The 24,266-nt window shown below is 69.3% G+C and carries 1 protein-coding gene (running past both ends of the window); it reads left to right on the top strand.

The whole window is internal to a non-ribosomal peptide synthase/polyketide synthase gene (locus tag D5S18_RS08985; protein WP_120039370.1) on the top strand: the coding sequence, 43,686 nt in all, runs 7,114 nt past the left edge and 12,306 nt past the right edge, and what appears here is coding positions 7,115–31,380, spanning codon 2,372 (partial) through codon 10,460 (complete); the first complete codon in view begins at window position 3. Both codon boundaries (start and stop) fall beyond the window edges.

Here is a 24,266-nt window from a genome sequence, read left to right as displayed (position 1 = left end):
CGGTCGCCAGCTATCACGGTGGCACCTATCCGTTCGTCGTCTCCGCCGAGACCCAGCAGCGGTTGGTCGAACTCGGGCACCGCTACAACGCCTCCCTGTTCATGGTCATGCACAGCGCGCTGGCGGTATTGCTGGCGCGGTTGAGCGGCACCGGCGATATCGCGATCGGCACCCCGGTCGCGGGTCGCGGTGAGGCCGCGCTCGACGAGTTGATCGGTATGTTCGTCAATACGCTGGTGCTGCGCACCGAGATTGATGGCGCGCGCAGTTTCGCCGAGGTGCTCGGCGCGGCCCGCGAGACCGATCTGCATGCCTTCGCGCATTCGGATGTGCCCTTCGAGCGACTGGTCGAGGTGCTCAATCCGGCGCGTTCGCAGGCGCGGCATCCGCTGTTCCAGGTCATGCTGGCCTTCCAGAACATCGGACAGGCCAGCCTGGAATTGCCGGGTCTGTCGGTCAATGGCATCGACTACGACGCCCGCCTGGCCAAGTTCGATCTGCAACTGACCCTGCAGGAGTCGCGCGACGCGCAGGGCGAGTCGACCGGTATGTCGGCCGAATTCTCCTACGCGCTGGATCTTTTCGATGAGCCGACGGTCGCGGAGTTCGCGCGCAGGCTCGACCGGGTGCTCGCGGCGGTGCTCGCCGATCCCGATATCGCGGTGGGCGATATCGATCTGCTCTCCCCGGAGGAGCACGCTCGCGTCGTCATCGAGTGGAACGACACGGCGCGTCCGGTGCCGGTCGAGACGCTGGTCTCGATGTTCGATCGCCAGGCCGCCGCCACTCCCGACGGGCAGGCGCTGGTCTTCGCCGACGAGCGGCTGACCTATCGCGAGATGCGGGAGCGGGTCAACCGCTTGGCCCGCTATCTGATCTCCACCGGCGCCGGTCCGGAATCCCGTGTGGCCCTGGCGATTCGGCGTTCGACCGAACTCGTGATCGCCATGTACGCGGTATTGCAGTCCGGTGCGGCCTATGTGCCGCTGGATCCGGATCAGCCCGGCGACCGCATCAACCACATCCTGGAGACCGCGCGTCCGCACCTGGTGCTGACCACCGAACGCGACGGGTTCGCCGCCGAGGGCGCGGTCACCACCGTGACTCTCGAATCCCTGGATGCCACACCGGAATTCGTCGCGCTGAGCGGCGCGCCCATCGACGACGACGAGCGGGTGCGCCCGCTGCTGCCCGGCAATGCCGCCTACGTCATCTTCACCTCGGGTTCCACCGGTCGCCCCAAGGGTGTCGCGGTGAGCCACCGGTCGGTGATGAACCGGCTGCTGTGGGGTCAGGGGCGGTACCCGCTCGGTCCGGACGATGTCGTCCTGCAGAAGACCCCGGCCACCTTCGATGTTTCGGTGTGGGAGTTCTTCTGGCCCTTGCAGGTCGGCGCGACCCTGGTGGTGGCCAAACCGGACGGGCATCGGGATCCGGCCTACCTGGCGCGGATCATCGCCGAGGAGGGCATCACCGCCGCGCACTTCGTGCCGTCGATGATGTCGGTGTTCGTCTCCATGCTCGGCAATGACGGCGACGCGGCCGCCATCTCCTCGCTGCGCACCGTTTTCGCCTCCGGTGAGGCGCTGCCTGCGCAGACCGCCGCGCGCCTGCGCGAACTGACCGGTGTCTCGCTCTACAACCTGTACGGCCCCACCGAGGCGGCCGTGGAGGTGACCTATCACGAGGTCACCGCGACCGACACCGTCTCGGTGCCGATCGGTCGACCCCTGTGGAACACCAAGGTTTTCGTGCTCGACGCCCGGTTGCACCCGGTCGCCCCCGGTGTCGCGGGTGAGCTCTATCTCGCGGGCGTTCAGTTGGCGCGGGGTTACCTGGGCCGCCCGGATCTGACGGCGGATCGGTTCGTGGCCAATCCGTTCGGATCGGGCGAGCGCATGTACCGCACCGGCGACCTGGTCACCTGGACCGCTGCGGGTGAGGTGGAATACCTGGGCCGCACCGACTTCCAGGTCAAGTTGCGCGGTCAGCGCATCGAGCTCGGCGAGATCGAGGCCGCGCTGCTGGCCCTGCCGGGCGTGGCCCAGTCGGTGGTGGTGCTGCGCACCGATCCGCACGCGGGCGAACAGCTGGTGGGTTACCTTGTCGCCGAACCGGATTCGACTCTCGATCCGGATGCGGTGAAGGCGGGCCTTTCCGGATCGCTGCCCGGATACATGATTCCGGCGGCACTGATGGTGCTCGACGCCTTCCCGACCAATGCCTCGGGCAAACTCGATCGAAAGGCGCTGCCCGCGCCGGTGTTCGAGGCCAAGGTCTTCCGCGCGCCATCGACTCCGGTGGAGGAGATCGTCGCGGGGATCTTCGGCGATCTGCTCGGTGTCGATCGCGTCGGCGTGGACGACGATTTCTTCGAACTGGGCGGCAACTCGCTGGTCGCCACCCAGGTCATCGCGCGGCTGAGCGCGGCGCTCAATGCCGAGATCGGCGTGCGCGCCCTGTTCGAGGCGCCCACCGTGGCGGCACTGGCCGCGCGGGTGGAGTCCCGTGTGGGACACGGTGCGCGCCAACCGCTCACGGCCCGGCCGCGGCCGGAGTTCCCGCCGCTGTCGATGGCTCAGCAGCGCATGTGGTTCCTGAACCGGTTCGACGCCGATTCGGCCGCCAACAACATTCCCGCCGCCGTGCGGCTGCGCGGCGCGCTGGATATGGTCGCGCTGCGCGGTGCGGTGGCCGATGTGGTGGCCAGGCACGAGTCGTTGCGCACCATCTACCCGTCGCAGGCCGGACTGGCCTACCAGAAGGTGCTCTCGGCGTCCAAGGCTCCGGTCGATATCGCGGTCACGCCCGCTGCCGAGGACGAATTGTTCGGCGTCCTCTACGAATTCGTCACCTCGGGCTTCGATGTGACCGCCGAGCCGCCGGTGCGGTTGCGCGTCTACCAGCTCGGCCCGCAGGACCACGTGCTCGCCGTCGTGGTGCATCACATCGTGGCCGACGGTTTCTCGATGCGTCCGCTGGTCCGCGACCTGATGACCGCCTACCTGGCGCGCACCGCCGAATCCGAGCCGGGCTGGTCGCCACTGGCCGTCCAGTACGTGGATTACGCGCTGTGGCAGCGGGATACGCTCGGCAGCGAGGACGATCCGACCTCGCTGATCGCCCAGCAGCTCGACTACTGGACGCGCGCGCTGGCCGGTCTGCCCGACGAACTGCGCCTGCCCGGTAAGCCGCGGCCCGCCGTGGCGAGCTACAGCGCGAGCACGCACCGCTTCCGGGTGCCGGGCGAGCTGATCGACGGCCTCAACCGGGTGGCGCACGCGCACGGCGCGACGCTGTTCATGGTCGTGCACTCCGCGTATGCCGCGCTGCTGGCGCGGTTGAGCGGCGGCGACGATATCGCCATCGGTATTCCGGTGGCCGGTCGCGGTGAGCAGGCGCTCGACGATCTGGTCGGCATGTTCGTCAATACCCTGGTGCTGCGCGCCGAGGTGGATCCGGCGAAAACCTTCGCCGAGCTGCTGGCGCAGGTGCGCGAGCGCGACCTCGAGGCGTTCGCGCACGCGGATGTGCCGTTCGAGCGGTTGGTCGAGGTGCTCAACCCGGCCCGCTCGCAGGCGCGCCATCCGCTGTTCCAGGTGATGCTGTCGTTCCAGAACCTGGGCCGTACCACCATTGAGTTGCCCGGTCTGACCGTGTCCGAACTCGGCATCGACTCGCCGACCGCCAAATTCGACCTCCAGCTCACGCTGAGCGAGGTGCCGGGCGCGGACGGTTCGATGGACGCCGAACTGCTCTATGCCACCGACCTTTTCGACGCCGATTTCGCCGACGCGTTCGCGGGCCGGTTCGTGCGGGTGCTGCGCGGTGTCACCGAGCGGGCCGATATCCCGGTCGGTGATCTGGAACTGCTCGACGCCGAAGAGCGCGGGCAGGTGCTGGCGCAGTGGAACGAGACCGAATTCCCCATCGATGCCGCGCTCACGGCGGTCGAGGGGAATGCGGCGGCGACGCTGGTCTCGATGTTCGAAGCGCAGGTGGCGCGGACGCCCGAGGCGACGGCCGTCACGTTCGAGGGGACTTCTCTGTCCTATGCCGAGTTCGCGGGTCGGGTGCATCGGCTCGCGCGCTGGCTCAAGCAGGCGGGCGTCGGGCCGGAATCGTATGTGGCCCTTGCCATGCGCCGCTCGATCGATCTGGTCGTCGGCATGTACGCGGTCAACGTCGCCGGTGGCGCGTACGTCCCGGTCGATCCGGACTTCCCGGTCGAGCGCGTCGACTACATCCTGCAGACCGCGGGTCCGGTGCGGGTGCTCACCTCCGGCGCCGACCTCGGCGCCGAGTACGGGCGCGAGGTGCGCATCGACCTGCTCGACCTGGCGGAATTCTCCGCCGCGCCGCTGACCGATGCCGACCGGCACCGGCCGCTGCGCCCGGCGAATACCGCCTACGTCATCTTCACCTCGGGTTCCACCGGTCGGCCGAAGGGTGTTGCGGTCTCGCACGCCGCGATCGTGAACCGCCTGGTCTGGATGCATGCCGCCTACGGGTTGGCCGCCGACGATGTGGTGTTGCAGAAGACCCCGGCCACCTTCGATGTGTCGGTGTGGGAGTTCTTCTGGCCCTTGCAGGTCGGTGCGCGCCTGGTGGTGGCCAAGCCGGACGGCCATCGCGATCCGGCCTACTTGGCGCAGTTGATCATCGACGAGCGGGTCACCACGGCGCACTTCGTGCCGTCGATGCTCTCGGTCTTCGTCGCCGAGGATCGAGTGGCCGATTGTGCCTGCCTGCGCAATGTCTTCGCCTCCGGTGAGGCGCTGCCCGCGCAGACGGCGCAGCGTCTGCGCGAGCTGACGGGCGCGCGGTTGCACAATCTGTACGGTCCGACGGAGGCGGCGGTAGACGTCACCTTCCACGAGGTGACCGATGCGGATCGGACGTCGGTGCCGATCGGTGCTCCGGTGTTCAATACCCGTGTCTATGTGTTGGATTCGCGTTTGCGGCCGGTTCCGGTGGGTGTACCGGGTGAGCTGTACCTCGCCGGTGTCCAGTTGGCGCACGGCTATGTCACCCGCCCCGACCTGACCACCGACCGCTTCGTGGCCAACCCGTTCGACGCCGCCGAGCGCATGTACCGCACCGGCGATCTGGTCGCCTGGACGCCCAATGGCGAGCTGGAGTACTTGGGCCGCACCGATTTCCAGGTCAAGCTGCGCGGTCTTCGCATAGAACTCGGCGAGATCGAGGCCGCGCTCACCGCGCAGGCGGCCATCGCGCAGGCGGTCGTGCTGGTCCGCGTCGACGAGCGCACGGGCGATCAGCTGGTGGCCTACCTCATCCAGGATCCGGATCGCATGCTCGAGCTGGACACGGTGAAGGGTGTACTGGCACAGCGGCTTCCGGCCTACATGGTGCCCTCGGCCTTCGTGGTGCTGGACGCGTTCCCGCTCAATGCCTCCGGCAAGCTGGATCGAAAGGCGCTGCCCGCGCCCGTATTCGAGGCCAAGGTGTTCCGCGCTCCGTCCACTCCGGTCGAGGAGATCGTCGCGGGCGTGTTCGCCGAGGTCCTCGGCACGGCGCAGGTCGGCTTGGACGACGATTTCTTCGAGCTGGGCGGCAACTCGCTGATCGCCACCCAGGTGGCGGCCCGCCTCGGCGCCGCGCTCGACGCCGATATCCCGGTGCGCCTGCTGTTCGAGGCGCCCACCGTGGCCGCCTTGGCGGCTCGCGTGGAATCGGCCGCCGGACAGGGCGGTCGGATCCCGCTGGAGCCGCAGGAGCGGCCCGCGCCGGTCCAACTGCCCGGCGGCGAGATGGCGCAACTGGTGCCGCTCTCGCTCGCGCAGCAGCGCATGTGGTTCCTGAATCGCTTCGATCAGGCCAGCGCGGTCAACAATATTCCGGTCGCCATCCGGCTCACCGGAACCATCGACGCCACCGCACTGCACGCCGCCATCGCCGATGTGCTGGCCAGGCACGAGGCGCTGCGCACCGTCTACCCGGAGGTCGACGGCGAAGGCTACCAGCGGGTGCTTCCGGTGTCGGAGATGCGGTTGCGGCTCCCCTCGGAGACGGTGTCGGCCGCGGCACTGCCCGCGCGGGTGGTCGAACTGGCGAGCGCGCACTTCGACGTGACCACCGAGATCGCCTTCCGCGCGAACCTGCTGCGCCTGGACGAGACCAATCACGTCGTGGTGCTCGTCATGCACCACATCAGCGCGGACGGCTACTCGCTGCGCGCGCTGCTGCGCGATATCGTGCTCGCCTACACCGAGCGCATGCGCGGGGAGATCCCGGCGTGGACGCCGCTGGATGTCCAGTACGCCGACTACACGATGTGGCAGCGCGCCGTACTCGGCACGCCGGAGGATCCGGATTCGGTGGCCGCCAAGCAGATCGGCTACTGGCGCGAGCAACTGCGCGATCTGCCCGAGCAGATCGAACTGCCCGCCGATCGCCCGCGTCCGGAGGTCGCGAGCAATCTCGGTGCGACACACGCCTTCTCGATCGACGCCGAACTGCACGCCGGACTCGCCGAACTGGCCCGCGCCCGCGGGGTGACGTTGTTCATGGTGGTGCACGCGGCGCTGGCCGCGTGGACGGGACGCCTGTCCAATGGCACCGATATCGCGATCGGCACCCCGATCGCGGGGCGCGGCGAACGCGCACTCGACGACCTGGTCGGCATGTTCGTCAACACCCTGGTGCTGCGCACCGCCGTGGATCCCGCGGCCCGCTTCACCGACCTGCTCGAGCAGGTGCGGCGCACCGATCTGTCCGCCTTCGCGCACGCCGATGTGCCGTTCGAGCAGTTGGTCGACGCCCTCAACCCGGTCCGCTCGCAGGCGCACCACCCGCTGTTCCAGGTCGGTCTGACCTTCGAGGCCGCCTCCGCGACCGCGATGGATTCGGTTGAGCTGCCGGGACTTTCGATCGCCGCGCTGGAATTCGATCCCGGCATGTCGAAATTCGACGTGCAGTTGACCGTCGGCGCCGCGCGCGACGGCGGGTTGGCCATGTCGTGGACCTACGCCACCGAACTGTTCGATCCGCAGACCGTGGTCGCCTTCGCGGAGCGGTTCGTGCGCATTCTGCGTGCGGTCGTGGAGGATTCGGCCGTCGCCATCGGCGATATCGATCTGCTCGGCGAGGCCGAGCGGCTGGATGTGTCGCAGCGTTGGGTGTCTTCGGGCACCGATGCGGGCAGGGGGTTGTTCGCCGAGCCGGGAACTACGCTGGTCGACCTGTTCGACGCCGCCGTGGCCGCCTATCCGCATCGCATCGCCGCCCGCTTCGGCAACGATGCGATGAGCTACGCGGAATTGGACCGCCGCGCGAATGTGTTGGCGCGCAGGCTGATCGCCGACGGCGCCGGTCCGGAGTCGCTGGTCGCGGTGCTGCTGCCGCGTTCGCTGGACCTGGTGGTCGCGCTGCTCGCGGTGGTGAAGACCGGTGCGGGCTATGTGCCGGTCGATCCGACCAACCCGCCCGAACGCATCGCCTACGTCCTCGCCGATGCCGCGCCGACCGGTGTCATCATCGACGCCGCCGTGCAGGTCGAACTGCCCGCCGGGCTGCCGCTGATCGAGGTCGGCGGTTTCGCGGTGGAGACCGGCAATGTGGAGGACGCCGACGACGCGCCCATCACCGACGCCGATCGCCTGGGCGCGCTGCATCCGGAGCACGTCGCCTACGTCATCTACACCTCCGGTTCGACCGGCCGCCCGAAGGGTGTGGCGGTCGCGCACCGGAATGTGGTGCGGCTGTTCGCGAATACCGATCGCGACTTCGGTTTCGGCCCCGACGACGTGTGGACGCTGTTCCACTCCTACGCCTTCGACTTCTCGGTGTGGGAGCTGTGGGGTCCGCTGCTGTTCGGCGGCACGCTGGTGGTGGTCGACTACTACACCTCGCGTTCGCCCGAGCAGTTCCTCGAGCTGCTGCGCGAGCAGCGGGTCACCGTGCTCAACCAAACGCCGTCGGCCTTCTACCAATTGGCCGAGGCCGATCGCAATGCCGCCGCCGACGCCGAACCGCTCGCGCTGCGCTACGTGGTCTTCGGCGGTGAGGCGCTGGAACTGCGTCGCCTGGCGGATTGGACTGCCCGCCACGGCGCCGGGCCGGCTGACCGCGCTGCGAGCATCGCGGACGGGTCTGATGGCCGCGCCGCGAGCGTCGCGGACGGAACGCCCCTGCTCGTCAATATGTACGGCATTACCGAGACCACAGTGCACGTGTCCTACCGCGCGCTCGATGCCGCGACCATCGCTGCCGCCTCCGGCAGCGTGGTGGGCCGGGCCATCGCCGGGCTGCGGGTGTATGTGCTCGATGCCAGGCTGCGGCCGGTGCCGGTGGGTGTCGCGGGCGAAATGTATGTCGCGGGTCCGCAATTGGCCCGCGGCTACCTCGGCCGTCCGGACCTGACCGCGACCCGCTTCGTGGCCGATCCGCTGGATCCCGGTGCGCGCCTGTACCGCTCCGGCGACCTGGCGCGCTGGAACCGGCACGGCGAACTGGAATACCTCGGCCGCGCCGACGACCAGGTCAAGGTGCGCGGCTTCCGCATCGAACTCGGCGAGATCGAGGCCGCGGTGCTGGCCCAGCCGGAGATCACCCAGGCGGCCGTCGTCGTGCGCGAGGATCAGCCGGGCGATCAGCGGATCGTGGCCTATGTGGTCGCCGAACCCGATACCGCGCCGGATCTGGACGCGGTGCGTGCGGCCGCGGCCGCCTCGCTGCCCTCCTACATGGTGCCCTCGGCCATCGTGCGGCTCGAGTGGATCCCGCTGACCGTCAACGGCAAACTGGACCGGCGCGCGCTGCCCGCGCCCGCGGTGCGGGCCAAGGCGTTCCGCGCGGCGAGCGATCCGGTGCAGGAGACGGTGGCCTCGGTCTTCGCCGAGGTGCTCGGCCTCGAGCAGGTCGGCGTCGACGACGATTTCTTCGAACTCGGCGGCAACTCGCTCATCGCCACCAGGGTGGTGGCCCGGATCGGCGCGGCCCTGGGTGCGACGGTTCCGGTGCGCGCGCTGTTCGAGGCGCCCACGGTGGAAGCCCTCGCGGCGCGGGTGCAGTCGCATACTGGCGAGGCGCGGGCGAGCCTGGTGGCGCGTGCGCGCGGCGCCGAGGATCTGGTGCCGCTGTCGTTCGCGCAGCAGCGCATGTGGTTCCTGAACAAGTACGACACCACCTCGGCGGCCTACAACCTGCCGCTGGCCATCCGGCTCACCGGTGCGCTCGATATCGAGGCGCTGGGTCTGGCCGTGGCCGATGTGGTGCGCAGGCACGAATCGTTGCGCACCCGCTACCCCGAGCACGGCGGCATCCCGGTGCAGCTCATCGTGCCCGCCGAGGAGATCGCGCTCGATCTGCACCCGGTGTCGGTGGAATCCGGGGCGCTGCTCGCGGCGGTCACCGAATTCGCGCTCGCCGGATTCGATGTGGCCGAGGAGGTTCCGCTGCGCACCCGGCTCTACCGGGTGGGCGAGACCGAGCACGTGCTGGTTGTGGTGGTGCACCACATCGCGGGCGACGGCTTCTCGATGGGTCCGCTCGGTCGCGATGTGATGATCGCCTACACCGCGCGCACGCGCGACAGTGCGCCCGGCTGGGCTCCGCTGGCGGTCCAGTACGCGGACTACGCCATCTGGCAGCGGGAAGTCCTTGGCAGCGAAGAGGATTCGTCCTCGCTGATGGCCAAGCAGGTCGGCTACTGGAAGCGCGCGCTCGACGGCGCGCCCGACGAGTTGGCGCTGCCCACCGACCGCCCGCGTCCGGCCGTGGCCTCGCTGCGCGGCGCGACGCTGCGTCGGGAGCTGCCCGCCGCACTGATCGGCGAGTTGGACACGCTGGCGCGCTCGCGCGGGGCCTCGCTGTTCATGGTCATGCACAGCGCGCTGGCCGTACTGCTGGCGCGCCTGTCCGGCGGTGACGACATCACCGTCGGCACCCCGATCGCGGGTCGTGGCGAGCAGGCGCTCGATGATCTGGTCGGCATGTTCGTCAACACCCTGGTGCTGCGCACCGGGATCGACGGCGGTGAATCCTTCGCCGACCTGCTCGGCCGGGTCCGCCGCACCGACCTCGACGCCTTCGGTCACGCCGATGTGCCCTTCGAGCGGTTGGTGGAACTGCTGGCCCCCGAGCGCTCGCAGGCGCGCAATCCGCTGTTCCAGGTCATGCTGGCCTTTCAGAACCTGGACCGGACCGCGTTCGAACTGCCCGATCTCTCGGTGTCCGCGCTGGATATCGAGGAGCAGGTGGCGCGGTTCGACCTGCAATTCACCCTTTCGGAGAGCACCGGCGGCGCGATGACGCTGGCGCTGACCTATGCCACCGAACTGTTCGACGCGGCCACCGCGGCCGCGATCGTGGATCGCTGGGTGCGGGTGCTCGACGCCATCTCCCTCGATCCGAGTGTCGCCGTCGGCGCGATCGATGTGCTGGACGCGACCGAACGGACCGAGCTCATCGCCCGCTTCGGCGCACCGGCCGTGCCCGCGCGCACCCTGCCCGACCTGCTCGCCGAGGCCGCGGCGATCGATCCGCGAGCGACCGCCGTCATCTTCCAGGGGACAGCTATGTCCTATGGCGAGTTGGACGAGCGCTCGAATCGCCTGGCCCGCTTGCTGATCGAGCGCGGTATCGGTGCCGAGGATCTGATCGCGGTCGCCGTGCCCCGTTCGGCGGATTCGTATTTCGCGGAGTGGGCGGTCACCAAATCCGGCGCGGCCTTCGTCCCCGTCGACCCGGCCTACCCGGCCGACCGCATCGCCCATATGGTCACCGATTCGGGATCGCCGGTGGGCCTGACGGTTTCGTCGGTGCGCGGCGAACTGCCGGATTCGGTGGACTGGTTGGTGCTCGACGAACTGGTGCTCGACGGATTCGACGGCGCGGCCGTCACCGACGCGGACCGGGTGCGCCCGCTGCGCCCCGAGCACGCCGCCTATGTCATCTACACCTCCGGTTCCACCGGTGTGCCCAAGGGCGTGGTGGTCAGCCACGCGGGTCTGGCCAATTTCCGCGCCGAGCAGAACGAGCGGTACGCGGTCGACTCCGACACGCGCGCACTGCATTTCGCCTCGCCGAGCTTCGACGCGTCGATGCTGGAATTCCTGCTGGCCATCGGTGGCGGCGGCACCCTGGTGGTCTGCCCGCCCGGCGTCTACGGCGGTGAGGAACTGGCCGAGCTGATCCGCGGCGAGCGGGTCACCCACGCCTTCCTCACGCCGTCGGTGCTGGCCTCGCTGGATTCGGCCGCGCTGAGCGGTATGCGGGTGATCGTGGCGGGCGGGGAGAACGTGCCCGCCGATCTGGTCGCCAAATGGGGTGCGACGGCCGACGTTTCGGGTCGTAGCTTCCACAACGGCTACGGTCCGACCGAGACCACCATCATGACCAATATCTCCGATGCGCTGACGCCGGGCGACCGGGTCACCATCGGCGGGCCGATCCGCGGTATGCAGTCGCTCATCCTGGATGCCCGGCTGCGACCGGTTCCGGTGGGTGTCGCGGGTGAGCTGTATCTGTCGGGTGTTCAGTTGGCGCGCGGCTACCACGCGCGGTCGGGGCTGAGCGCCGAGCGCTTCGTGGCCAACCCGCACGTGCCCGGCGCGCGCATGTACCGCACCGGCGATGTGGTCCGCTGGACCGCCGCGGGCGAGGTGGAGTACGTCGGCCGCTCGGACTTCCAGGTCAAGGTGCGCGGCTTCCGCATCGAACTCGGCGAGATCGACGCCGCGCTGGCGGCGCATCCGAGCGTGGACTTCGCGGTGTCGCTGGGCCACCGCAATTCCGCGGGCGCGGTCTCGCTGGTGGCCTACGTTGTCGCGGCGCAGGGTCATGCGATCGATGTCGCGGCGCTGAGCGGACATGTCGAAGCGCGTCTGCCCGCCTACATGGTGCCCTCGTCGATCATGGTGATCGACCGCGTGCCGCTCACCCCGGTGGGCAAACTGGATCGAAAGGCGCTGCCCGAACCGGTCTTCGCCACCGAGGTGGTGTTCCGCGCCGCGCGCACACCGGTCGAGCACATCCTCGCCGAGGTGTTCGCCGAGGTGCTGGGTGTGCAGCGGGTCGGCGTCGACGATTCGTTCTTCGCGCTCGGCGGCGATTCCATCGTCTCGATTCAGTTGGTGTCGCGGGCCAAGGCGCGCGGGGTGGTCATCACACCGCGCCACGTCTTCGAACAGCGCACCGTGGCCGGATTGGCCGCGGTCGCGGCGACCGCGGAGCCCGGTGCGCAGGCGGCGCCGGTGCTGGCCGAGCTGCCGGGTGGCGGCGTCGGTCGGATGCCGTTGACGCCGGTGGTCCGTTTCATGGCGGAGCGGCCGGGGTCCTTCGGTCGGTTCCACCAGCACATGGCGCTGGAGCTGCCGGTCGGCATCGACCGCGCGGGTATCGCGAGAACTGTTGGCGCGGTGATCGATCGGCACGACATGCTGCGGGCGAGCCTGCTGCGCGCCGGCGAGGACTGGGTGCTGGAGACCACCGCGCCCGGCACCGTCGACGTGGACGCGCTCATCGATCGGGTGGCGTTCACGGCCGCCGACGATCTCGCCGAAATCGCCGCCGCCGCACTGGATGCCGCGCTGGACCGGCTCGATCCGGCTGCGGGCGTGGTGATTCGGTTCGTGTGGCTGGAACCGGTCGAGGCCGACCGGATGGGCCGCCTGATCGTGGTCGGACACCACCTGGTGGTGGACGGCGTCACCTGGCGCATCCTGGTGCCGGACTTCGTCACCGCGTGGGGTCGACTCACCGCCGGTCAGGAGCCCGAACTCGTCGCTCCCGCCACTTCGATGCGGACCTGGGCGCACGCGCTCGAGCGCGCCGCGGTCGAGCGGGCGGGTGAACTCGACTACTGGCGCACCGTGGTCGACACCGCCGATCCGCTGCTCACCGCGCGTGCGCTCGATCCGGCGGTGGATGTCTCCGGTGTGCTCGACAAGGTGCGTGTCGAGGTGTCGGCCGAGGTCACCAAGGCCCTGCTGACCACCGTGCCCGCCCTGTTCCACGGTGGCGTGAACGACGGTCTGCTCACCGCGCTGGCCTTGGCCACCGCGAAATGGCGGGCCCGCAAAGCGGGTTCGCGCACCGATGACGCCCTGCTCATCCGCTTGGAGGGTCACGGTCGTGAAGAGGAGGTCGTGCCCGGCGCCGATCTCTCGCGCACCGCGGGCTGGTTCACCACCATGTTCCCGGTCCGGTTCGACCTGGCCGATATCGATGTCGACGCCGCGCTGAGCGGCGGTCCGGCGCTGGGCGCCGCCCTCAAAGCGGTGAAGGAGCAGTTGCTCGCGGTGCCGGACAAGGGCATCGGCTACGGCATGCTGCGCTACCTGAACCCGCAGACCGAAGCGCAACTGCCCGCGCTGCTTCCGGGGCAGGTGAGCTTCAACTACCTGGGCCGTGTCGGCGACGGCGATGTGCCGGAGGCGCTGCGCGGCTTCGGCTGGATCCCGGCCGCCGACCTGGCCGATCTCGCGGGCTCCTATGACGCGGATACGCCCGCCATGGCCGCGCTGGATATCAACGCCATCGTGGCCGGTGACAAGCTGACCGCGCAGATCGGCTACCCGACCACGTTGCTGAGCGCGGCCGAGGTGCGCGAATTCGGCGAGCTGTGGACCACGGCGCTGGAAGCGGTGGCCCGCCATGCCAATTCGACCGGCGCGGGCGGGCACACCCCGTCCGATTTCGCCCTGGTGCGCACCGCGCAGCGCGATATCGAGGTGTGGGAGCGGCGCTTCCCGACACTGGCCGAGCTCTGGCCGCTCTCGGCATTGCAGGCCGGTCTGCTGTTCCACGCGCAACTCGCCGCGAGTTCGGTGGATGTCTACACCGCGCAGGCGGTGCTCACCCTCACCGGCCGGGTGGATCCGACCAGGTTGCACGCGGCCGCGCAGGCGCTGGTCGATCGCTACGACAACCTGCGCACCGCATTCCTGACCGACACCGCGGGCAACCCGGTGCAGGTGGTGCTCAACAATGTTCGGGTCGCCTGGGCCGAGCACGACCGCACCGAATCCGGTGAGGCCGATGATCTGATCGCCGCCGACCGGATGCGGCGCTTCGACCTGACCGCGCCGCCGCTGCTCCGATTCACCCTCATTCAGGTGGCCAGGGCGGGAGCGGCAGGCCCGGAGGCGGCAGCTCGCGTAACCACGGAGGGACCCGCGGACGCCCCATTGGATCCGGCGGGAGCGGCAGGCCCGGACGGCCCATCGGATACCGATCGCTGGCAGTTCGTGGTGGCCAACCACCACATTCTGCTCGACGGCTGGTCCATGCCGCTGATCATGCGCGATCTGCTGGTGCTCTACGCCGCGCACGCCGACACCTCGGTGCTGCCCGCGCCGCGCTCCTACCGGCATTTCCTGGAATGGACCGCGCAGCAGGATCATTCGGCCTCGTTGGCGGCGTGGGCCCGCGCGCTCGACGGGATCGCCGAGCCGACGCTGCTGGCCCGTCCCGATGCCGGGCGCGAGATCACCGCGCTGTCGGGTGAGTACCTGTTCGACCTGGACGAGGCGAGCACCGGTCGATTGACCGCGCTGGCCGCCGGACTGGGCGTCACCCCGAACACCGTGCTCCAGACCGCGTGGGGCATCCTGCTCGGTCGGATGACCGGTCGCGACGATGTCCTGTTCGGCACCACCGTCTCGGGCCGCCCGGCCCAATTGACGGGTGTGGAGAACATGGTCGGCCTGTTCATCAACACGGTGCCGGTGCGGGTGCGCGTCGCGCCCGCGGAATCGGTGCGCCAGTTGCTGATTCGCACCCAGGGCGAGCAGGCTGATCTGCTCGACCACCACTATGTGGGTCTGGCGGATATCCAAACCGCCACCGGTGTGGGCGGCCTGTTCGACACCCTGGTGGTCTTCGAGTCCTACCCGGTCGATGCCGAGGGTCTGCGCGCGCAGGCCGCCGATATCGACGGTATGGCCGTGGTGGGTCTGGACGCGACCGATGCCACGCACTACCCGCTGACCCTTATCGCGCAACTGGATTCGCGGCTGCGGATTCGCGCGGGCTACCTGCGCGACCTGTTCGACGAGGCGACCGTGCGTCGCATCGCCGACCGACTGGTTCGGGTGCTCACCGCGATGACCGCCGAACCCGATTCGGCCGTCGGCGATCTCGAACTCGTCGACGCGGCCGAGCGGGAGCTGCTGGTTTCCGGTTGGAACGACACCGCGCGCGAGATCGACACCGCCGCGACGCTGGTGTCGCTGTTCGAAGCGCAGCTGGCCAGGACCCCCGAAGCGACGGCGCTCACTTTCGAGGGGACATCTCTGTCCTATGCCGAGTTCGGCTCGCGCGTCTATCGCCTGGCGCGCTGGCTGATCGAACGCGGCGTCGGCGCGGAATCGTCGGTGGCGCTGGGTATGCGGCGTTCGCTGGACCTGGTGGTCGGCATGTACGCCGTGACCGTCGCGGGCGGCGCGTACGTGCCGCTGGATCCGGATCATCCGGCCGAGCGCACGGAATACATTCTGGCCACGGCCGATCCGGTCACGGTGCTCACCTCGGGCACGGACCTCGCCATCGACACCGCCCAGGTGCGCATCGACCTGCTCGATCTCGACGGGCTGTCCGAGACGCCGGTCACCGACGCGGATCGGATTGCGCCGCTGCGTCCTTCGAGTACGGCGTATGTCATTTTCACGTCGGGTTCGACGGGTCGTCCGAAGGGTGTGGCGGTCAGTCATGGGGCGATTGTGAATCGTCTTGTGTGGATGCAGTCGGTGTATGGTTTGTCGGCTGGTGATGCGGTGTTGCAGAAGACTCCGGCGACGTTCGATGTGTCGGTGTGGGAGTTCTTCTGGCCGTTGCAGGTCGGTGCGCGCTTGGTGGTCGCCCGTCCGGATGGGCATCGCGATCCCGCCTACCTGGCCGAGATCATCCGCACCGAGCGGATCAGCGTCACGCACTTCGTGCCCTCCATGCTGGCCGTCTTCGTGGCCGATGCCGCGGCGGCGCAGTGCGATTCGCTGCGGCTGGTGTTCGCCTCCGGTGAGGCGCTGCCGCCCAAGCCCGCGCATCGCCTGCGCGAGCTGACCGGCGCGGCGCTGCACAACCTGTACGGCCCGACCGAGGCCGCGGTCGACGTCACCTTCCACGAGGTGACCGATGCCGACGCCGAGACCGTGCCGATCGGTGCCCCGGTGTTCAATACCCGTGTCTACGTGTTGGATTCGCGGCTGCGGCCGGTTCCGGTCGGTGTCGCGGGCGAGCTGTACCTGGCGGGCGCGCAACTGGCGCGCGGCTATGTGTCGCGGTCGGACCTGACCTCGGATCGTTTCGTGGCCAACCCGTTCGGTGCGGGCGAGCGCATGTACCGCACCGGCGACCTGGTGGCCTGGACCGCCGACGGCGAGCTGGAATACCAGGGCCGCACCGACTTCCAGGTCAAGCTGCGCGGCCTGCGCATCGAGCTCGGCGAGATCGAGCAGGCGCTCACCGCGCTCGACGAGATCGCCCAGGCCGTGGTGGTGGTCCGCTCCGACGCGCACACCGGCGATCAGTTGGTCGCCTATGTCATCGCCGCGTCGAATGTTCCGCTCGACACCGAGTTGGTCCGCGAGGATCTGGGCAGGCAGTTGCCCGCCTACATGGTTCCCTCGGTGCTGCTGGTGCTGGCGGAGTTCCCGCTCAACGCCTCGGGCAAGCTGGATCGCAAGGCGCTGCCCGCGCCGGTGTTCGAGGCCGCGGTGTTCCGCGCGCCGACCACGCCGGTGGAGGAGATCGTGGCCACCACCTTCGCCGAGGTGCTCGGCTTGGCGAGGGTCGGCCTCGACGACGACTTCTTCGCCCTCGGCGGCAATTCGCTGACCGCCACCCAGGTGGCGGCGCGACTGTCGGCCGCGCTGGACACCGACCTCGGTGTGCGCGAACTGTTCGAGGCGTCCACCGTGGTGGCGCTGGCGGCGCGCGCGGAATCGCGGGTCGGCGCGGGCAAGCGTGCGCCACTCGTGCCCCAGCAGCGGCCAGAACTGGTGCCGCTGTCGCTGGCCCAGCAGCGCATGTGGTTCCTCAACCGGTTCGATCCGGAATCGGCCGTGGACAATATCCCGGCCGCGGTGCGCATGTCGGGCCTGCTGGACCGGCAGGCGTTGCAGATCGCGGTGGCCGATGTGCTGGCCCGCCACGAATCGCTGCGCACCTACTACCCGGAGATCGACGGCACGGCCCACCAGGTGAGGGTGCCCACCGGGCGCGTCATCCCGGATCTGAGTCCGGTCGAGGTCACCGAATCCGAACTGCCGCTTCAGCTTTCGGAACTGGTGCTGACGGCATTCGACGTCACCGCCGAGGTGCCGTTCCGGGCGCGGCTCTTCGAGATCAGCCCCACCGAACACGTGCTGGCGCTGGTGGTGCACCACATCTCCGCCGACGGATTCTCCATGGGTCCGCTGACCAGAGATGTGATGGTCGCCTACGGCGCGCGGGTCGACGGCGGCGAACCCGCGTGGCGCCCGCTCGAGGTGCAGTACGCGGACTATGCGCTGTGGCAGCGCGCGGTGCTCGGCGCGGAGGACGATCCGAGTTCGGTCATCGGCGAACAAATCACCTACTGGTCGCAGGCGCTGCGCGGCCTGCCCGATCAACTGGACCTGCCCGCCGACCGGCCGCGTCCGGCGGTGGCCTCGGGTCGCGGCGCGATCCACACCTTCGAGATCGATGCCGAGACCCACGCCGGGCTGGCCGAACTCGCCCGCACCCGCGGCGCGACGCTGTTCATGGTCACCCATGCCGCGCTGGCCGTACTGCTGGCGCGCCTGTCCGGCGAGGCGGATATCGCGATCGGCACCCCGGTCGCGGGCCGCGGTGAGCGCGCGCTCGACGATCTGATCGGCATGTTCGTCAACACCCTGGTGTTGCGCACTCCGGTCGAGGGCGGCGCGACCTTCACCGATCTGCTGCGTTCGGTGCGCGCCACCGATATCGCCGCCTTCGGCCACGCCGATCTGCCCTTCGAGCGGCTGGTGGAGATCCTGAACCCGGCCCGCTCGCAGGCACGGCACCCGCTGTTCCAGGTGATGCTGTCGTTCCAGAACCTGGGTCAGAACGTGCTCGAGCTGCCGGGAGTGACGGTCAGCGCGGTGGAACTGCCCATCGATGTGGCGAAGTTCGACCTGCAGTTGTCGCTGTCGGAGCGTGGCCGTTCGGGCGGTATCACCGCCGAATTGATCTACGCGACAGACCTTTTCGACCCGGCCACCATCGGCGAGTTCGGCGCGCGGTTCGACCGGGTGCTGCGCGCGATCGTCGCCGAGCCGGATCGGCCGGTCGGCGATATCGACATCCTGGAGCGCCGCGAGGCCGAGCAGGCACTGCGCGGCTGGAACCACACCGCGCATTCGCTCGGCGCGGTGGGCACGCTGGTGGACGAGTTCGCGGCGCAGGCGGCGGCCACGCCGGACGCGGTCGCGGCGATCGACCCGGCCACCGGTGCCGCGCTCACCTATGCCGAATTCGGCGCGAAGGTGCACCGCTTGGCGCACCGGCTCATCGCGGCCGGTGTCGGACCGGAAACCTTTGTCGCCCTCGGCCTGCGGCGTTCGATCGACTTCGTGATCGCCGCCTACGCCGTGCAGGCGGCGGGCGGCGGCTATGTGCCGCTGGATCTGGACCAGCCCGCCGAGCGGATCGAGTACGTACTCGACACCGCCGCGCCGGTCTGCGTGTTGACCACCGCCCGCGACGGATTCAACGGCGGTGCGCTGCCCACACTGGTGATCGATGAACTCGACCTGTCGGATCATTCGGCCCAACCGGTGACCGACGCCGAGCGCCTCGCACCGCTGCGGCCCGAACATCCGGCCTACGTCATCTTCACCTCCGGCTCGACCGGCCGCCCCAAGGGCGTCGCGGTGCCGCACGCCGCGGTGGTGAACCAGATCCGTTGGATCACCGGCGCGTACGGCATCGGTGCGCAGGACGTGGTCCTGTTCAAGACCCCGGCCACCTTCGACGTGTCGGTGTGGGAGCTGTTCGGCCCGCTGAGCACCGGCGGCCGGATCGTGGTCGCGAGTCCGGACGGCCATCGCGATCCGGTCTACCTGGCCGAGGTGATCGCCGCCGAGCGCGTCACCATGACCTCCTTCGTTCCCTCCATGCTGAGCGTGTTCGCGAGCAGCGCGGAGGCGGCCGGAACCGGTCGCGCGGCGCTGGCCTCGCTGCGGCTGCTGTTCGTGGCCGGTGAGGCATTCACCGCCGAGGCGGTGCGCGCCATCCGCCGGGTCAGCGACGCCGAGCTCTACAACCTGTACGGCCCGACGGAATTCACCGTGCACGCCACGCACGGCCCGACACCCGCCGAGGTGAGCGGGGCGGTGCCGATCGGTCTTCCGGTGTGGAATGCCCTCGCGTACGTGCTGGATTCGCGTCTGCACCCGGTAGCGCCGGGTGTGGCGGGCGAATTGTATTTGGCCGGTGCGCAATTGGCGCGCGGCTATGTCGGGCGGACGGATCTGACCTCGGATCGATTCGTGGCCGACCCGTTCGGCGCGGCAGGCACCCGCATGTATCGCACCGGCGACCTGGTGGTGCGCGGCGCGGACGGCGCGATCACCTACCGGGGTCGCACCGACTTCCAGGTGAAGCTGCGCGGTCTGCGCATCGAACTCGGCGAGATCGAGACCGCGCTCACCGGACACGCCTCGGTCGCCCAAGCTGTGGCCCTGGTGCGTTCGGACCCGCACACCGGTGACCGACTGGTCGCCTACGCGGTGCCCGCCGCCGAGTCCGCCATCGATGTGGACGAACTGCGTGCGCACCTGGCCGCGTGCCTGCCCTCGTACATGGTGCCCGCCGCCATCGTGGCGCTGCAGTCCATGCCGCTCAATGCCAACGGCAAGCTGGATCGGCGCGCACTGCCCGAACCCGCCTTCGAGACCAGGGAATTCCGGGCGCCCGCCACCCCGATCGAGGAGATCGTCGCCGGCGTGTTCGCCGAGGTGCTCGGACTCGGTTCGGCCGAGGACGAGCGCGCGGTGGGCCGCGACGACGACTTCTTCGAACTGGGCGGCAACTCTCTCATCGCCACCCAGGTGGTGGCCCGCATCGGCGCGGCCATGGACGCCAGGGTGCCGGTGCGCACGCTGTTCGAGGCGCCGACCGTGGCCGCGCTGGCCGCGCGTCTCGAGGGTCAGGCGGGCACCGGCCGCCGCCGCGAACTGGTGGCGGGTCCGCGCCCGGCGCGCATCCCGCTCTCGCTGGCCCAGCAGCGCATGTGGTTCCTCAACCGCTTCGACAACCAGACCGCGGTCAACAACATCCCGCTCGCGGTCCGGCTCACCGGCGACCTCGACACCGACGCGCTGCGTCGGGCGGTCGCCGATGTGATCGACCGGCACGAGGTGCTGCGCACCATCTACCCGGAGACCGCCGAGGGCCAAGGTGTGCAGGTGGTGCAGCCCGCGGGCCGCGAAACCCTGGACCTGTCCCCGATCACGGTGTCGGAGACCGAGATCCGCGACCGCATCAGCGAACTGGTGCTGACCGGGTTCGATGTCACCGCCGAGGTTCCGGTGCGCGCCAAGCTGTTCCGCGTCGCCGGGTCCATGGACGGATCGCAGCCGCCCACGCATGTGCTGGTCTTCGTGGTGCACCACATCTCCGGCGACGGCTGGTCGGTGGGTCCGCTGGCCCGCGACGTGATGATCGCCTACGCGGCGCGCTCGCGCGGCGAGGCGCCCGGCTGGGCGCCGCTGCCGGTGCAGTACGCCGACTTCGCGCTGTGGCAGCGCGAGACACTGGGTTCGGAGGAGGATCCCGAATCGCTGATCGCCCAGCAGGTGGCCTACTGGTCGCGCAGCCTGGCCGATCTGCCCGATCAGCTGGACCTGCCCTCGGATCGTCCGCGCCCCGCCGTGGCCTCCAACCAGGGCGGCGTCTACGACTTCGCGCTGGACGCGCAGTTGGTGCGCGAACTGAACGCACTGGCCCGCCAGAACGGCGCGAGCCTGTTCATGGTGGTGCACGCGGCCTTCGCGGCGCTGCTGGCCCGGCTCTCCGGCGGCGCGGATATCGCCATCGGCACCGCCGTCGCCGGTCGCGGTGAGGCGGCCCTCGACGACGCCATCGGCATGTTCGTCAATACGCTGGTGCTGCGCAGCGCGGTCGATCCGGCCCAGACCTTCGGTGAATTCGTCGCGCGGACAAGGGAATCGGATCTGGCCGCGTTCGGTCACTCGGATCTGCCGTTCGAGCGACTGGTGGAGATCCTGAATCCGGCCCGCTCGCAGGCGCGCCATCCGCTGTTCCAGGTGATGCTGTCGTTCCAGAACACCGGTGAGGCCGCGTTCGAACTGCCGGGACTCGAGGTGGCGGGTCTGCCGCTGGACGTGGTCACCGCCAAGTTCGATCTGCACCTGAACCTGGCCGATCAGCTCGACGCGGCGGGCACGCCCGACGGCATGATCGCCCAATTCGTCTACGCCACCGATATGTTCGACGCGGACACCATCGCCACGGTGGCGCAGCGCCTGGTGCGGCTGCTCGGCGCGGTGACGGCCGACGCGTCGGTCGCCATCGGCGATATCGATCTGCTCGACGCGGCCGAACAGACCAGGTTGGTCGCGGAGTGGAATGCCACGTCGCACCCGGTCGATTCGAATGCGACGCTGGTGACGATGTTCGAGGCGCAGGTGGCGCGGACTCCCGACGCGCCTGCTGTCATCTTCGAGGGGACAACTCTCTCCTATGTCGAGTTCGCCGGTAGGGTGCACCGTTTGGCCCGCTGGCTGCGGCAGACCGGTGTCGGCGCGGATTCCTATGTGGCCCTTGGTATGCGGCGTTCGATCGACCTGGTGGTCGGCATGTACGCGGTGTCGGTGGCGGGCGGCGCCTACGTGCCGCTGGATCCGGAGTTCCCGGCCGAGCGCATCGACTACATCCTGGAGACCGCACAGCCGGTCTGCGTGCTGACCTCGGGCGAGGATCTGGCCACCACGCGGGTCGAGCAGGTGCGCATCGATGAGCTGGACCTGTCCGAACTGTCGGATGCGCCGCTCACCGAATACGAGGTGCGTCCTTCGAGTACGGCGTATGTCATTTTCACGTCGGGTTCGACGGGTCGTCCGAAGGGTGTGGCGGTCAGTCATGGGGCGATTGTGAATCGTCTTGTGTGGATGCAGTCGGTGTATGGTTTGTCGGCTGGTGATGCGGTGTTGCAGAAGACTCCGGCGACGTTCGATGTGTCGGTGTGGGAGTTCTTCTGGCCGTTGCAGGTCGGTGCGCGCTTGGTGGTCGCCCGTCCGGATGGGCATCGCGATCCCGCCTACCTGGCGCGGATCATCACCGAGGAGCGAATCACCACGGCGCACTTCGTGCCTTCGATGCTGTCGGTTTTCGTCGCCGACGAGCGGGCCGCCGAATGCACCGGTCTGCGCAATGTCTTCGCCTCGGGTGAGGCGCTGCCCGGCCCGACCGCGCAGCGTCTGCGCGGGCTGACCGGCGCGGCACTGCACAATCTGTACGGTCCGACGGAGGCGGCGGTAGACGTCACCTTCCACGAGGTGACCGATGCGGATCGGACGTCGGTGCCGATCGGTGCTCCGGTGTTCAATACCCGTGTCTATGTGTTGGATTCGCGTTTGCGTCCGGTTCCGGTCGGCGTACCCGGCGAGCTGTACCTGGCGGGCGCGCAGTTGGCGGTGGGTTATGTGGCCCGCCCCGATCTGACCTCGGATCGTTTCGTGGCCAACCCGTTCGGTGCGGGCGAGCGCATGTACCGCACCGGCGACCTGGTGGCCTGGACCGCCGATGGCGAGCTGGAGTACTTGGGCCGCACCGACTTCCAGGTCAAGCTGCGCGGTCTGCGCATCGAACTCGGCGAGATCGAGGCGGCCCTCACGGGGCTGCCCGAGATCGCCCAGGCGGTCGCGCTGGTGCGCGGCGACGAGCGCATCGGCGACCAACTGGTCGCCTACCTCGTCGCGCAGCCGGAGCGCGCCATCGATCTCGACGCGGTGCGCGCCGCGCTCGGTCGTCAGCTCACCTCGTACATGGTGCCGTCGGCCTTCGTGCTGCTGGACGCGTTCCCGCTCAACGCATCGGGCAAACTCGATCGAAAGGCGCTGCCCGCGCCGGTGTTCGAGGCCAAGGTGTTCCGCGCCCCGGTCACCCCGATCGAGGAGATCGTGGCCAACACCTTCGCCGATGTGCTGGGTGTCGCCAGGGTCGGCCTGGACGACGACTTCTTCGAACTCGGCGGCAACTCGCTGCTGGCCACCCAGGTCACCGCGCGGCTCGGCGCGGCACTGGACACCCAGCTCGCGGTGCGCGACCTGTTCGAGGCGTCGAATGTGTACGCGCTGGCGGCGCGGGTCGAGCGGGCGGCCGGATCCGGTCGCAGCAGGCCGCGCCTGGTGGCGGGGGAGCGGCCCGAGCAAATCCCGCTCTCGCCCGCCCAGCGCCGCTACTGGTTCCTCAACCAGTTCGACACGGCCACTTCGGCGGTCGACAATATCCCGCTCGCGGTGCGGCTGTCCGGCACGCTGGACGTGGCGGCGCTGACCCTGGCGATCGGCGATGTCCTCGCGCGGCACGAGGTGCTGCGCACCACCTACCCGTCCTCGGCGGACGGCCCGCACCAGGTGATCGGTTCGGTCGCCGATTCGGCGGTCGCGCTGACCCCGATCGATATCGACGAGTCCGAACTGGTCGGCAAGGTCATCGAATTCGCGCTGACCACCTTCGATGTCACCGTCGAGGTGCCGCTGAAGGTCTCGCTGTTCCGGATCGCGGCCGATGAGCACGTGCTGGCATTCACCGTGCACCACGTCTCCGCGGACGGTTCGTCGATGGGGCCGCTGGCCCGCGACCTGATGATCGCCTACGTGGCCAGGGTCGGCGGCGATGTGCCGCAGTGGGTGCCGCTGCCGGTGCAGTACGCCGACTACGCGCTGTGGCAGCGCGCCGTGCTCGGCGCCGAGGACGATCCGCAATCGCTTGCCGCCCAGCAGGTCTCGTACTGGACCAAGGCGCTGGCCGGCATGCCCGACCAGCTGGAACTGCCTGCGGACCGGCCGCGCCCGCCCGCGCAGTCCTTCCAGGGCAAGGCGATTCGCTTCGATATCGATCCGCAGCGCCACGCCCGCCTGCGCGAACTGGCGCGGGCCAACAACGCCTCGCTGTTCATGGTGGTGCACGCGGCGCTCGCGGTGCTGCTGGCGCGCCTGTCGGGCACCGACGATATCGCCGTCGGCACTCCCGTCGCGGGTCGCGGTGAGCGCGAACTCGACGATCTGATCGGCATGTTCGTCAACACCTTGGTGTTCCGCACCAGGGTC

Source organism: Nocardia panacis, assembly GCF_003598715.1.
In the GTDB taxonomy this organism is placed as follows: Bacteria; Actinomycetota; Actinomycetes; order Mycobacteriales; family Mycobacteriaceae; genus Nocardia; species Nocardia panacis.
The sequence above is the reverse complement of the archived record's forward strand: the minus strand, read 5'-3'. Positions and strand labels throughout refer to the sequence as shown.